The sequence below is a fragment of the Chryseobacterium sp. GTID13 genome, from assembly GCF_056172655.1.
Genome location: NZ_JAOCMB010000005.1, coordinates 605,081 through 619,278 on the forward strand (window position 1 = coordinate 605,081; position 14,198 = coordinate 619,278).

Annotated in this window: 8 protein-coding genes, 1 tRNA gene and 1 pseudogene; 5 read left to right on the forward strand and 5 right to left on the reverse strand. The window is 38.8% G+C overall.

The genetic code is table 11. The annotated features are described in order from the left end of the window. Positions 1 to 50: 50 nt before the first annotated feature. Together N4G44_RS08860 and N4G44_RS08865 are read right to left on the reverse strand one after the other, a co-directional pair. Positions 51 to 3,008 carry a DEAD/DEAH box helicase gene (locus N4G44_RS08860; protein ID WP_474926082.1) on the reverse strand — a complete coding sequence of 986 codons (2,958 nt, stop codon included), beginning with the start codon at positions 3,006 to 3,008 and terminating at the stop codon, positions 51 to 53. Then, positions 2,993 to 3,394, reverse strand: coding sequence for a hypothetical protein (locus tag N4G44_RS08865; RefSeq protein WP_474926083.1), 402 nt, complete (start codon positions 3,392 to 3,394; stop codon positions 2,993 to 2,995). The genes N4G44_RS08860 and N4G44_RS08865 overlap by 16 nt, the downstream gene beginning before the upstream one ends. A 244-nt stretch (positions 3,395 to 3,638) precedes the next feature. Here N4G44_RS08865 and N4G44_RS08870 point away from each other — a divergent pair, with 244 nt between their 5' ends. From N4G44_RS08870 to N4G44_RS08880, 3 genes are all read left to right on the forward strand, one after another. After that, the gene (locus tag N4G44_RS08870; RefSeq protein WP_474926085.1) at positions 3,639 to 4,697 is read left to right on the forward strand and encodes a 3-oxoacyl-ACP synthase III family protein; all 1,059 of its coding nucleotides are present in this window, start codon (positions 3,639 to 3,641) and stop codon (positions 4,695 to 4,697) included. A 199-nt stretch (positions 4,698 to 4,896) separates the two neighbouring features. Beyond that, positions 4,897 to 5,694, forward strand: a complete 798-nt coding sequence (locus N4G44_RS08875) for an SDR family oxidoreductase (protein ID WP_474926086.1) — start codon at positions 4,897 to 4,899, stop codon at positions 5,692 to 5,694. A gap of 75 nt (positions 5,695 to 5,769) precedes the next feature. After that, positions 5,770 to 6,684, forward strand: a complete 915-nt coding sequence (locus tag N4G44_RS08880) for a helix-turn-helix domain-containing protein (protein WP_474926088.1) — start codon at positions 5,770 to 5,772, stop codon at positions 6,682 to 6,684. Positions 6,685 to 6,744: 60 nt separating this feature from the next. Here N4G44_RS08880 and N4G44_RS08885 read toward each other — a convergent pair. Together N4G44_RS08885 and N4G44_RS08890 are read right to left on the reverse strand one after the other, a co-directional pair. Next, a tRNA-Arg gene (locus N4G44_RS08885) sits at positions 6,745 to 6,816 on the reverse strand. Between the two features lie 390 nt (positions 6,817 to 7,206). Beyond that, on the reverse strand, positions 7,207 to 7,977 hold the full coding sequence (locus N4G44_RS08890; RefSeq protein ID WP_474926091.1) for an alpha/beta hydrolase: 771 nt from the start codon (positions 7,975 to 7,977) through the stop codon (positions 7,207 to 7,209). Positions 7,978 to 8,241: 264 nt separating this feature from the next. Between N4G44_RS08890 and N4G44_RS08895 the strand changes: the two genes are divergently transcribed. Continuing rightward, on the forward strand, positions 8,242 to 8,877 hold the full coding sequence (locus N4G44_RS08895; RefSeq protein ID WP_474926092.1) for an NAD(P)-dependent oxidoreductase: 636 nt from the start codon (positions 8,242 to 8,244) through the stop codon (positions 8,875 to 8,877). 57 nt (positions 8,878 to 8,934) lie between these two features. On the opposite strand, the pseudogene uvrA reads toward N4G44_RS08895, so the two are convergent. Beyond that, positions 8,935 to 11,726 (reverse strand): annotated as a pseudogene (gene uvrA, locus N4G44_RS08900) (excinuclease ABC subunit UvrA). Between the two features lie 515 nt (positions 11,727 to 12,241). Here uvrA and N4G44_RS08905 point away from each other — a divergent pair. Further along, positions 12,242 to 14,143, forward strand: coding sequence for a TonB-dependent receptor plug domain-containing protein (locus N4G44_RS08905; protein ID WP_474926095.1), 1,902 nt, complete (start codon positions 12,242 to 12,244; stop codon positions 14,141 to 14,143). Positions 14,144 to 14,198 lie beyond the last annotated feature (55 nt).

A 14,198-nucleotide genomic window follows, 5' to 3' on the forward strand; every position in this document is an offset into this window, starting at 1 on the left:
CAGATTTATCTGTCGGTTTATTTTTATGACTGAATATTTTATTTAAAGATTTATAACGGGTTAGGTTCCAATATTTCAAGAAGATCGTTCTTTGAAAGCTTACGGATGCCATTTCCATCCGTTTGAAGCAGATTCTGAGCCAGTTCATTTTTCTTTTTCTGCAGGCTTAAGATTTTCTCTTCAACCGTATTGGAGCAGATAAGCCGGACAGCAATTACATTCTTGGTCTGCCCGATCCGGTAGCTTCGGTCAATGGCCTGGTTTTCAGCTGCAGGGTTCCACCACGGATCTACCAGATAAATATAGTCTGCTTCTGTAAGGTTAAGTCCTACGCCTCCGGCCTTTAAACTGATCAGAAATACCCGGATTTCATCATTTTCCTGAAAGCTATTAACAGCTTTACCTCTGTTTTTCGTCTGCCCGGTAAGATATTCAAACGGGATATTTTTATTTTCAAGCTCGGTTTTAATTAAATCCAGCATTTCTACAAACTGGGAGAATACCAATATTTTATGGCCTTTGGACTTACTTTGGACCTGTTCCATCAGTATTTCTATCTTTACGGAATGATCACCGGAATATCCTTCTTTTAAAAGTACAGGAGAATTACAGATCTGCCGGAGCCGGGTAAGCCCTGTAAGAACATGCATGCTGTTTTTATTCAGATCATCGTCATCATTGGCAGCAATAAATTCACGGAGCTCTTTTTCATAAGCATCATAAATTTTGCGCTGTTCAGCATTCATTTCGCAGTAAATAACCATTTCTGTTTTTTCCGGAAGTTCCCTGGCAACCTGTTTTTTGGTCCTGCGGAGAATAAAAGGCTTTATTTTCTGCTGAAGCTCCTGAGCACGTTTTCCATATTCAAATTTATCAATAGGAACAGCGTAGATGTCTTTAAAATACTGCTTGCTTCCCAAAAGTCCCGGACAAGCAAAAGAAAGCTGACTGTAAAGATCAAAAGTATTGTTCTCAATAGGTGTTCCGGTAAGAACAAACCTGTTCCTTGAATCCAGCAGACGGGCAGCCTTATATCTTTCCGAATCAGGATTTTTAATGGTCTGCGATTCGTCAAGGAAAATACAGTTGAAGCGGAAGTTTTTCAGGAAACGGATATCCGAAAGCAGCATTCCGTAGGTGGTAAGTACTACCTCATATCCGGAAAAATGGTCCGTAGTTTTCAGTCTGTCGGCCCCATAATGTACCATGGTTTTTATCGAAGGGGCAAATTTATCAATCTCTTCCTGCCAGTTGAAGAGCAGGGAAGTAGGAACTACAATAAGATTGGTGACAGGACCGCGTTTTTCCCGCTGGGAAAGAATAAAAGCAAGTACCTGGAGCGTTTTTCCAAGACCCATATCATCAGCAAGACATCCGCCGAAATTGAACCCGTCCAGAAAGCTCAGCCAGTTCAGCCCGTTATGCTGATAATCCCTCAATGATGCATTTAACCCTGAAGGAATACTGGTCTGGGGAATATCTTTAACCGATGCAAACTGAAGTGAATAAGAAGAAAGTTCTTCCTGTACCTCGCTGCTTAAAATATCTTTCTCAAACAATGAAGATACCTCTGTAAAATTGATCTTTGGGATTTTAAGATCTTCAGCATCTATTTCCCCGATTCGGAAAAACTCATTCATTCTGCTGATCCATTCTTCCGGCAGAACTCCAAGCGTTCCGTCATCCAGCTGAACGAATTTGCTTCTGTTTCGGATCGCACGATGAAGCTGTTTCAGGGCGGCCTCTTTCTGGCCAAAACTAACTTTTAATTTAGCATTAAACCAATCCAGACCGCTGGTGATCTGTATATTCACCTTTGCCTTATACGAATTAAGCCGGGTGCTTTTAAGCTCATTGAATCCAAGAATAATTACTCCTTCATTTCTCCATATTTCAAAAGCATGAAGGAACCAGTCCTGATCCAGGAATTTATCTTTATGCAGATAAAAATAATCATAGCCATCCATCTGCGCCTCAAAGTCCGGATGCTGTTTCATGATCAGGGAAGTAAAACGTGATTCTTCAGCATCACTTCTGTCAATTTTAAATACATTGCCGTTCTGGTCCGTATCAAAAAGCTGTTTTTTGGAATAAACGGCAACTTCTACCTGTCCGTATTTCATAACCGGAGTCAGGGCCACATAATTTCCCTGCTGCCGGAGATAAATGATCCGTTCATTCCGATGGTCTTTTTCTTCGAGCTGGATTGGGGTTGCAGGCTGTATGTAACTGTAGTTGATGTGAATGCGTTCCTCCAGGGAAGAAAGAACACTCTGCATGAATGTTTCATATTTTGAGGCATGAACAAGCAGAATTTCATTATTGGCTTTAAAAAATTTAATGACCCGAAGCATATCAGGATCATCCACAAAGCTGAACGTATTGCGGCTGTAGACGAAATATTCGTTCCTGATCACTATATTTTTAAAAGGAACCGAAACATCATTGAACTCAAGTTCTCCCGTCACTTCATAAAAAGGTTCTTTTTTGAACACATTAAGCTTTATTTCGGCCTTTAAAAGTTCAAGATGGATGGGGACAAGAGATTTGGAAGATATCGTTTCGGAAATTTCCCGGTCATGATAATAAGTCTCCAAACCGAGCGGATTCTGTACGATCAGCTTCAGGGCTTCCAGTTCAGCGGTATTGTAATCTTCGTTATAATTATTCTGAAATGCTGAAACTGCAGTATAAAATTTAATATGCTGAGGTTCTTCGGCATTCCAGATAAGCTGCATGGCATCAACAGACTGTATGGGATTTTTGATCTTTCCGGTCTGGGTGGTTTCGGCCTCCATGAGAGAAAAATTAAGATGGCTGTAGTAACGATGCCTTCCGATAACCAGTATTTTCCTTTTTCCGCTGTCCTGTAATGCCAGTTCATGGATTACCGGTGAACGCTGAGGAATCAGATACTGTTTAAAAAGATCTTCATCAATAGGCAGCATCTCTTTGATCTTAGGATGGATCTCAATTTTATGGTCGATGTATTTTAATTCGAAATACATGTCGAGATCAGGCTCGTTTTCCAGGCCGTAAGACTTTGCTTTGGCAATAAACAGTTTCTTGCGGAGAAAGGGATCAAAAAAGTCCTGAAATTTTTTTCCTCCAAAATACAGTGTATTATTTCTGCCTGATGCCCGCAAAGTTTTTCTTTGGGATTATTGCAGGTGCATGTGCTTACTATGGAGCTGCCTATCTGGCTTACGGAAACATCCGGATAATCATTCAAAGGAGACCTTTTACTGAAAATTCCATGATTGCTTTCAATGGCAGTGGGGTAAATGTCGTGAAAATCCCTAAGCTCCAGAAATGCACTACCCGAAGTATGCTTCAGAAGATCATACACAGAAAGTGTACTGATGCTTGTATTGTCAAGAATATAGGCTGCCATAGACGTGCGAATTTACAAAAAATGCCAACAATACTATCTGTATTATTTTCCGGAGCAGGTTAAAAAAACAAAGAGAAAGAATGTTTCAAGGAAAGAAATCCTTCATTATATGTTCTGAATACCAATATAAATATTCAATTATATTTTATCATACGATTAATAGATATTTTATCGTTATTATTGTAGAATATTAAAAATTCATGAGAAAAAACAAAATGAGTTTAAAAAAATTATAATTATTTTAATGACAAGCAAGATTATAGGAGTCGGCAATTATATTCCGCCGGAGACAATTACAAATTTATTTTTTGACCAGCATCATTTTATTAATAAAAACGGAGAGTCATTAAAGGAAGCAAACGATATTATTGCCAGAAAACTTAAAGAAATTACCGGCATAGAAGAAAGGAGATATGCATCTGAACACCAGGTGACTTCTGATCTGGGACTGATTGCAGCCCAGAAAGCAATAGAAAATTCAAATATAGATCCTGAAACCCTGGACTATATTATATTTGCCCATAATTTTGGGGATGTCCGCTTTGGAACAGTCCAGTCAGACAGTGTTCCGAGCCTTGCTTCCAGGGTAAAGCATCTTCTGAAAATTAAAAACAATTTCTGCGTAGCGTACGATGTACTGTTCGGATGCCCGGGCTGGATTGAAGGCGTGATACAGGCTAATGCATTCATTAAATCAGGTATTGCCAAACGATGCCTTGTTATAGGTGCGGAAACACTTTCCAGAGTGGTTGATATTCATGACAGGGACAGTATGATCTATGCAGATGGTGCCGGAGCTGCTATCCTGGAAATCAGTGAAGACGGTAAGGGGATACAATCTCACTTATCGGCTTCCTATACTTTAAACGAAAAAGATTACCTTTTCTTTGGGAAGTCTTACAATAACGAAAGCTGTCCTGATACAAAATATATCAAAATGGATGGCCGAAAGATCTACGAATTTGCTCTCGTTAACGTGGCGGATGCTATGAAGAAGTGCATGGATGCAAGTGGGTACTCCATCAATCAGCTTGATAAGATTATTATCCACCAGGCCAATGAGAAAATGGATGAAGCCATTGTAAAGCGTTTTTACCAGCTTTATGATTTGCCAATGCCGGAAAATATTATGCCAATGGTCATTAATAAATTAGGTAACAGCAGTGTGGCTACCATTCCAAGTCTGCTGACAATGATTTTGAACGGTGAACTTCCTACCCATGAAATAAAAGAAGGAGATGTTGTACTTTTTGCATCAGTAGGTGCAGGGATGAATATCAATGCATTTGTCTATAAATTTTAAAATATACAGTATAAAAGGGTAGAATCTACTGTCTATCTTTTCTTGAAAAAGGCTCAGAATTTTTTCTGAGCCTTTTATTATTGATAAGAGATCATATTTTCAGGATTAAATTCATTTTGGCTACACGTTCGTCCAATTTGGCAACTTTAGCTTTCCTGCTAATTCTGACCTTTGTCCTGTTAATTTAATACAGAACAAAATGAAAACAATTTTTATAACAGGCGCTTCAACAGGATTAGGAAAAGCGGCTGCCCAATTATTTCAAAGCAGAGGATGGAATATAATTGCTACAATGAGAAACCCTGATGCTGCACCTGAACTTGCCGCTCTGGATAATGTAACTGTACTTCCTTTAGATGTTACCAACCTGGAACAGATAAAGTCAACCGTTAATAAAGCTGTCGAGCTTGGCAATGTGGATGTGGTTTTCAATAATGCCGGATACGGGCTTATTGGTCCTTTGGAAGCCTTAAAAGATGAGCAAATCCTGAAACAGCTGGATACCAATCTTTTGGGAGTTATCCGCGTAACCCAGGCATTTATTCCTTATTTCAGAGAAAGAAAAAGCGGAATGTTTATTTCTACCACTTCAATCGGTGGATTGGTCGCCTTTCCTTTAGGCTCAACCTATCATGCTACAAAATGGGCTCTGGAAGGCTGGAGCGAAAGTATGGCTTACGAGCTGAACAAATTTGGCATCGATATCAAAACGGTATCCCCGGGAGGAATCAAGACCGATTTCGTAAGCCGCTCTCTGGATGCAGCAACCAGTCCTGCCTACGAAGAAATGACTAACTCTCTTTTTTCCAGTATGGAAGGAATGATGGCCGCGGCTTCTGAGCCGGAGCAGATTGCTGAGGTTGTTTACGAAGCAGCTACAGACGGTAAGAAACAATTGAGATATGTAGCAGGTGAAGATGCAAAAGCAATTTATGCACAGCGTCTGGAACTGGGAGACGAGGCTTTCAGAGAACAGTTTGGAAAGCAGTTTATCTAATATACACTGAATATAGAAGCAGCACAAGTCATCTGCTTGTGCTGTTTTCATTTAAATATTTAATAACTTTATACTATGGAAAAGAAGGATCATACTCCAATAAAAATTTCGTCGATATCGGAGCTTCACAGTATGCTGCAGCTTTCAAAGCCGCTTCATCCGCTGGTGAGCCTGGTAGATAATACGAAAATGATTGTTCATAAGGAACTTCTGGACCGAAGCTTTTATCTGAATTTTTATAAGATTTCCTATAAGTTTTCTGAAAATGGAAAAATGGGCTATGGACAGGGATATTATGATTTCAATGAAGGAGGGATGATGTTTACAGCGCCCGGGCAGATTCTGTCGACAGAAGCGGATACTTCTTACTGCGGATATACACTGCTGGTGCATCCGGATTTTATACGCACCTATCCTTTGGGAAAGAATATCAAGAAATTCGGGTTCTTTTCTTATGATACGAATGAGGCTCTGCACTTGTCCGATCAGGAGAAGACAACCATAACCGGATTGCTCGACAATATTATGAATGAATTGAATACTGCCATTGATGAGGTAAGCCAGGACGTAATTATTTCCTATATCGAGGTTTTGCTGAACTACAGTAACCGTTTTTATAAAAGACAGTTCATCACAAGAAAAGCGGTCAACAACGATTTATTATCCAAAATGGAAACGATACTGGAAGATTATTTCAACAGGCAGGAAACATTAACCAAAGGGCTTCCCACAGTGGAATTCCTTGCTTCGGAGATGAATCTTTCACCCCATTATCTGAGTGATATGCTGAGAAATCTTACCGGACAGAATGCCCAGCAGCATATTCATGAAAAGCTGATCGAAAAGGCTAAAGAATACCTTACGGGGACCAGTTTTTCTGTTTCAGAAGTGGCTTATGCTTTAGGATTTGAGCATCCGCAGTCTTTCAACAAGCTGTTTAAAAAGAAAATGGAAATCACTCCTTTGGGCTATAAACAATCTTTCAATTAATCTTATTGGATACGATACTTGATATAGACATTTAAAAAGGTCGTCAATGATATATTAAAGTAGCTCCACCAGGAATCGAACCTGGATCTAAAGTTTAGGAAACTTCTATTCTATCCGTTGAACTATGGAGCCTTTGAGGATGATAAAAATACTAATTAAATTAAAAAAAACAAAAGACTTCGACATTCCGAAGTCTTTTATTTTTTATGTTATTTTCAGCTTGTATCTTCAAAAATTTTATTTCAGAATTCGTTGCATAAAAGAATCCGCTCTTTAGGAGCGGATCCAGTAGATAAATACATCTCATTTTTTTAATTAGACAACAATAAAAAGCACAGCCGACAATGCTGTGCTTAAATTTTTATTTCAAATTTAATTGCAATTTCAAAGCTGAAAAAAGCAAAAAATGATTTCATTTCAGTTGTATTACATAGTAAATGTAGCACTATTTTTAATACAAAACATGAATTTAATGTTAAAATTCACAACTTATCCACAATTTGTTGTTGATAAGTTTGTAAATTATTGTTTTTCAATATATTGCAAAATGTATTTATTCAGTGTTTCCTTCTCTTTTTCACTGCCTTTGTCATCCATATGCCCGTGGTTAATATCGGTGGGCTGAATGGTGATGTGATATTTTTTCTGTTCTTCAGGGGATGGAAGCACGCCTTCATCAGCAGGATAATCATTGGAACGTAGGGTATATATCCGGGGAAGTGAAGTGCGGGGAAGATACATCCTTCGGTTATCCATAGTGATGACTTTGTAAACAAGCTCAGGATGTTTACCTGCAAATAAAGCAGTCATATCTCCGCCGTTGGAGTGGCCAATCAGCGTAAGGTGTTTATAATCAAGCTCCGGTCTGGTTTTCTTAAGCTCATTCAAAACAAATAGGATATTGTCGGAGCCTCTTTCCCAGAAGGGCATTCTTACGGTCTGGATTTTCCCTTCTGTAGGGATAAGTTCATCCGTAGGGAGCTCATGCTGAATACTCACCGTAAAATATCCTTTTGAAGCTAATTTTTGGGTTAAATATGAATAAATGAGATAATCTCCGCCTTTATTGGCACCGTAACCATGACTAAAAATAACGACCTGCTGTTTGGGCAGTGCCTGATCTGTTTTCGGACTGTAGAAGGCAACCGGAATCTTCCGGTTTCTGCTTTTGTCAAAGAATGTCAGAGTATCCAGCCTGGTTTCATAATTATGGTCTGGATTAAAATTGGTTCTGGAAGAACAGTTATATAATGACAGAATAAGGAAGGGAACACCTATTATTTTATATTTCATATGGTTTATTCAATTATGGTAAATTAATGAATATTTTACAAAATAAAGGAAAGGTATTTCTTTTCAGGAAAAATAATTATATTTGAACTATTAATATCTCTTTATAAATATCACCATTTATTCAGGTACATTTCTAAGTGCCTGAAACCCTAAGGTTCATTTTTCTGAACCCAAATCTATTATTTTTCAAAATCAAAGAATGCATAAGGACATGAGCTGTTCCTCATCTTTATTGCATTCTACTCATCAACAAAAGAGATCATTATGAAAACAGATAAAATAGCCGTGATAGGCGGCACCGGAAAATCAGGACATTATCTTATCCAAGAGCTTCTGAAAAAAGAATATCCCATCATGCTTTTACTTCGTACTCCCGGAAATTTAACTATAGAAAGCCCTTTAATTGAAATTGTACAGGGAGACGCAAGAGATTTTGAGTCTGTAAACCGTCTTATTACGGGTTGCAGTGCAGTTATCAGCAAAATAGGGCAGCCTGCCGGAGAGGATCCTATATTTACTGATGCAACAAAAAACGTCATAAAATCTATGAATCTTCATGGAATTAAACGGTACATTACCATTACCGGGCTGAATGTAGATACTCCTTTTGACCATAAAAACAGCAAAGTAAAGGCAGCCACAGACTGGATGTATCAGAATTATCCTAAAACAACAAAAGACAAACAGGATGAGTATGATCTTCTGGTGAACAGCCATCTGGATTGGACCTTAGTAAGGCTTCCGCTGATCATTCCGACTTCCGAACGGTTTAAAAAGGAAACGAACCTTACAGATTGCCCGGGAGAGAAAATCAGTGCGACAGACCTGTCTGAATTTTTGGTTTCCCAGATCGATGACAGGACCTATATTAAACAGAGTCCCTTTCTTTATAATGTATAAGTAAAGGTATGATGATAAAAAGACAGAGAGCCAAGCGGCTCTCTGTTTTATTTTTATTTAATTTTCAAGCTTTTCCTTGATATATTTTGCCGTATGAGACTTTTTGTCCTTGGCAAGACCTTCCGGTGTGCCGGCAAAAACAACTTCACCACCGTATTTTCCAGCTTCTGGGCCGATGTCGATAATGTAATCTGCACATTTGATAATATCCGGCTGATGCTCAATAACGATCACCGAATGGCCGAGATCGATCAGGGCCTGCAGAGATTTCAGCAGTTTCTGGATATCATGGAAGTGAAGTCCTGTAGAAGGTTCATCGAAGATAAACAGCGTTTTGTCTGTTGTTACGCCTTTAACAAGGAATGAGGCCAGCTTTACACGCTGTGCTTCACCACCGGAAAGGGTAGAAGAGCTCTGACCGAGCTGCAGATAGCCTAATCCGACTTCCTGAAGAGGTTTCAGTTTGGTAACGATTTTTTCTTCGTTATTATCTTTAAAGAACTCTAAAGCTTCATCCACCGTCATATGAAGGATATCGGAAATGCTTTTCTCATCGAATTTCACTTCCAGGATCTCGTTTTTAAAACGGGTGCCTTTACATACCTCACATTCAAGCTCAATATCTGCCATGAACTGCATGGAAACATTGATCACTCCTTCACCTTTACATTCATCACATCTTCCGCCGTCGACGTTGAAAGAGAAATGCTTAGGCTTATAACCCATCATTTTGGAGACTTTCTGTTTGGCAAAAAGATCCCTGATATCATCATAGGCTTTCAGATAGGTAACAGGATTGGAACGTGAAGATTTCCCGATCGGGTTCTGATCGATCAGCTCAATATTTTTAATCAGCTTCTTAGGAAATTCTACAGAGTCATAATCTCCTTTTTTACCACCCATTCCAAGCTGGATTTGGATGTCATTGGTTAAAATTTCCTTCATCAGCGTAGATTTTCCACTTCCGGAAACTCCTGAGATCACTGTAAGGCTTTCCAGAGGAACGTCTACATCTATATTTTTCAGATTATTTTGTCTTGCTCCTTTGATATGGATCCATTCCTTGGCTTTTCTGCGCTTTTTAGGAACTTCAATTTCCATTCTTCCGGTTAAATATTTTGAGGTAAGGGTATCTGCATTTTTAAGATCATTATAATCTCCGGCAAATACCAGATCACCGCCAAGGTAACCTGCTTCCGGGCCGATATCGATGATGTAATCGGCGGCTTTCATCACATCTTCATCATGTTCAACTACAATCACGGTATTTCCCAGGTCGCGGAGATTCTTTAAAACGCCGATCAGGTTTTCTGTATCTCTTGAATGCAGTCCGATAGAAGGTTCATCCAGAATATAAATGGATCCTACCAACGAACTTCCAAGGCTGGTAGCAAGATTAATCCTTTGGCTTTCACCGCCGGAAAGGGTATTGGAGGTTCTGTTTAAGGTTAAATAGCCTAAACCTACTTTTAATAAAAATTCAATACGGGTTTTGATCTCGTATAATAATCTTTTGGCAACATCCTGATCGTGTTCGGAAAGTTTCAGGCCGTCTATTAAAGGATAAAGCTCATCCAGCGGAAGCTCGATCATAGACTGGATATTGTGCCCGTCTACTTTTACCCAGCTGGTTTCTTCACGGAGTCTCAACCCTTCACAGGTAGGGCACAGCGTTTTTCCCCTGTATCTGGACAGCATAACGCGGTATTGGATCTTATACAGGTTTTCTTCAAGCATTTTGAAGAAATTATTAATAGAAGGGAAGCTGCTTTTTCCGTCTCCCTTCCATAAGAAGTTTTTCTGTTCCTTAGTCAGCTGGTGATAAGGCTTATGAATCGGAAAATCACCGGCTTTTTTGATGAATGCTTTTTTCCATTCGCTCATGCTTTCTCCTCTCCAGGCAACTACCGCATCCTCATAAACGGATAACGTTTTATTTGGAACTACAAGATCCTCATCTATTCCGATTACTTTTCCGTATCCTTCACATGCTGGACATGCTCCGTATGGATTGTTAAAGCTGAAAAAATGGACATTCGGTTCCAGGAACTCCATGCCGTCAAGCTCAAATTTATTGGAAAATTCCTTTACTTTTCCGGAATCGGTATTCTTCAGCGCACAATAACCATGTCCTTCGTAAAATGCCATCTGGATAGAATCTGCCAGCCTCTGAAGGAAACTTTCATCTTCTTCATAAGAAAAACGGTCGATCACGAGATTGATTACCATTCCTTTTTCCGGTGTAAATCCAAAGCTTTCAAGGTCTTCAATACCGGCTACATTACCGTTGATCTCAAGCCTTGTGAAACCGGCTAACTTTAAAACATTCAACGTTTCTTTGAAATTGGCGGCATCATATTCCAAAGGAGCCGTGAGTAGAAATGAGGTTTCTTTTTTAGAAGCTTTGATGAAATCTATCACATCCGAAACGGAATCTTTTTTACTTCTTCACCTGATACCGGGGAGAATGTTTTCCCGATTCTGGCAAAAAGAAGCTTCATATAATCATAGATTTCCGTAGAAGTTCCGACCGTAGAACGGGGATTGGAAGAAATCACTTTCTGCTGTATGGCAATAGAAGGGGCAAGTCCTTTGATATCGTCCACTTTTGGTTTTTCCAGTTTACCTAAAAACTGGCGCGCATACGAACTTAAACTTTCTACATATCTTCTCTGTCCTTCGGCATAAATAGTATCGAATGCCAGGGAAGATTTTCCGCTTCCGGAAACTCCTGTAATCACGATCAGCTTATTTTTCGGGATGAGAACGTCTATATGCTTCAGATTGTTAAGGTGTGCATTCTTAACGAAGATCTGTTTTTTTATATCTATTTCTGTTGTTTTAGTCATGCTTTTTATTCAAATTATACTGACTGAGACTTATTTTTATGATGATGAGTATACTTCTTTATTCCTGGTTCTGAAAGAGCTCTTTACTTCCTAAGTAAACGAGGTCAAAAAGGATGTAAAAAGAAGATTGATCATCACAAAATTAAGACCCACAAAATTACGAATTTTTAGCGGAAAAAGTGTGCTTAAATTTCTCCGATACAAATATATAATCCGGGATTAATGGAACAGAAATATTTTGCTTTTATGACTTAAAGCATAGGCTGGAATAAAAAAATCTCCTGCATTGTTTTCAAATGGCATATTCTTATCGTATTTTAAAACTATTAATGATTTTCATTATGTTTTTGCATTTTACTATTGCTTTGTATTTTAAAATTAGTTAAAATTGTATTCATAAATTTGTAATATAGAAATGAGAAAGTTATTCAGAGATCTTGTTACACATTTAATGAGAAAAAGATAAAAATTATTCCCATCGAAAGATGCAGTATATCCGTACTGCATCTTTTTTTATGACAAGTATCATTTGCCTGTCTTCAGGAACTCCCTTACTTTTGAGCCCATTATTAAAGAAACTGATTAAGAACAAAACGGGAACTATTATGATCAAGAAGATTGGAAGTATTTTTTTATTGGGATCAATGCTTTACGCGCATGCGCAGGAAAAAACAACGGATATTGAAATTATTGAATTTCAGGGAAAGTTTACTTCAACACCTTATAAAAGCGCCAATCAGAATATTACCGTTATTACGAAGGAAGATATTGCCAATTCTCCTGCCAAAAGTATCGATGAAATTCTTCAGCAGGTTCCGGGAATGGATATCAGAAGGAGAGGGGCCAACGGTGTGCAGAGCGATATAGGATTCAGGGGAAGTTCTTTTGAGCAGGTTCTGCTGTTGCTGAACGGCATCAGGATGAACGATTCCCAGACAGGCCACAATTCCATGAATGTTCCTGTAGATATGGATGATGTGGAGAGAATAGAGATCATCAAAGGTCCGGCAGCCAGAAGATTTGGGCAGAATGCTTACGCCGGCGTTATTAATATTATTACAAAAACAAACCCGGGAAAACGGGTAAAAATAAGTGCTGACGGCGGAGATTACGAAACTTATGGATTCGGCTTCAATGCTCAGCTGGGAAATGAAAAGTTTTCTAACTCGCTTCAGGCCAATTCGGCGACATCTCAGGGTTATATGTACAATACGGATTATGAGATCCGGAATGTTTTTTACCAAAGCAGGCTGAACATTAAAAACGGGGATCTGAAGCTGCAGGCCGGCTTTTCTGAGAAGAAGTTCGGGGCCAATGGTTTTTATGCTTCAAAAGATGCAAAGGAGCAGTATGAGGAAACCCAGGCATCTATTGTGAGCCTTGCCCATCAGCAAAAGTTTGGGAACCTGAACATCAACTCAAATGTATACTGGAGACGGGGAGAAGATATGTATGTGTTCCTAAGAAATAATCCGGGTTATTACAGAAATATGCACATCGGGAATAACGTAGGAGGCGAAGTAAATTCCAGTTACCAATGGGGATTGGGAACGACCGGTGTGGGTGTTGAACTGAGAAAGGAGTTTCTGGCCAGTAACAATTTAGGGGAACGAAACCGTTTTGTATCACAGGTTTTCTTTGAGCATCATTTTTCTTTACTGGATAAAAAGCTGAACATCAGCCCCGGAATTTCGTGGGCGAATTATTCGAAAGAAGGGAACTTTTTCTATCCCGGATTGGATGTAGGTTATAATTTCAATCAGAATAATAAAATCTACGGAAATATCGCCAAAGTCCATAGGGTTCCTACGTTTACAGATCTTTATTATATAAGTAAAACTGAACAGGGAAATCCTGATCTTCTTCCTGAAAATGCCCTTTCCTCTGAGATCGGATATCAATACCAGAGCAACAGATTTTTAGCTAAAGTGAGCGGGTTTATGAGGAATTCCAATAATTCTATCGATTGGGTGAAAACAGATGTTGCTGATAAGATATGGTATGCTAGGAATGTCGGAAAAATTGATACCAAAGGGGTTGAAGTAGAATTGAGCCACAGGGTTTTTGACTGGCTGAAATATACGGCAGGATATACGTATCTGGACAGTAAGGTAAAAGAATCCAACGGATTGGTTTCCAGATATATTTTGGACAATCTCAAACATCAGGTGGTAGCCAAACTGGAAACCAAATTCTTGAACTATTTCACGAATGAACTGGTTTACCGTTACAATGAAAGGCTGAATCTGGGAACTTATAATCTCCTTGATGAAAAGCTGAGCTTCTCCAAAAAAGACTTTTCGGTTTATGTGCTGATCAATAATTTAACGAATACAAAATATACGGAAGCATTCGGAGTTGAAATGCCCCAAAGATGGTTTCATTTAGGCTTCTCATATACGATCAATATTAAATAAATGTTAATTCGTGATTAATAAAAATTAATATTAACAAATTGTTAAATCGATTACT

Bases quoted from the DNA above. Each gene is read 5' to 3' on its own strand.
- N4G44_RS08875 (WP_474926086.1), top strand. From the start codon at position 4,897: ATGAAAACAATTTTTATAACAGGCGCTTCAACAGGATTAGGAAAAGCG.
- N4G44_RS08865 (WP_474926083.1), bottom strand. From the start codon at position 3,394: ATGGCAGCCTATATTCTTGACAATACAAGCATCAGTACACTTTCTGTG.
- N4G44_RS08905 (WP_474926095.1), top strand. From the start codon at position 12,242: ATGACAAGTATCATTTGCCTGTCTTCAGGAACTCCCTTACTTTTGAGC.
- N4G44_RS08895 (WP_474926092.1), top strand. From the start codon at position 8,242: ATGAAAACAGATAAAATAGCCGTGATAGGCGGCACCGGAAAATCAGGA.
- N4G44_RS08880 (WP_474926088.1), top strand. From the start codon at position 5,770: ATGGAAAAGAAGGATCATACTCCAATAAAAATTTCGTCGATATCGGAG.
- N4G44_RS08860 (WP_474926082.1), bottom strand. From the start codon at position 3,008: ATGTATTTCGAATTAAAATACATCGACCATAAAATTGAGATCCATCCT.
- N4G44_RS08870 (WP_474926085.1), top strand. From the start codon at position 3,639: ATGACAAGCAAGATTATAGGAGTCGGCAATTATATTCCGCCGGAGACA.
- N4G44_RS08890 (WP_474926091.1), bottom strand. From the start codon at position 7,977: ATGAAATATAAAATAATAGGTGTTCCCTTCCTTATTCTGTCATTATAT.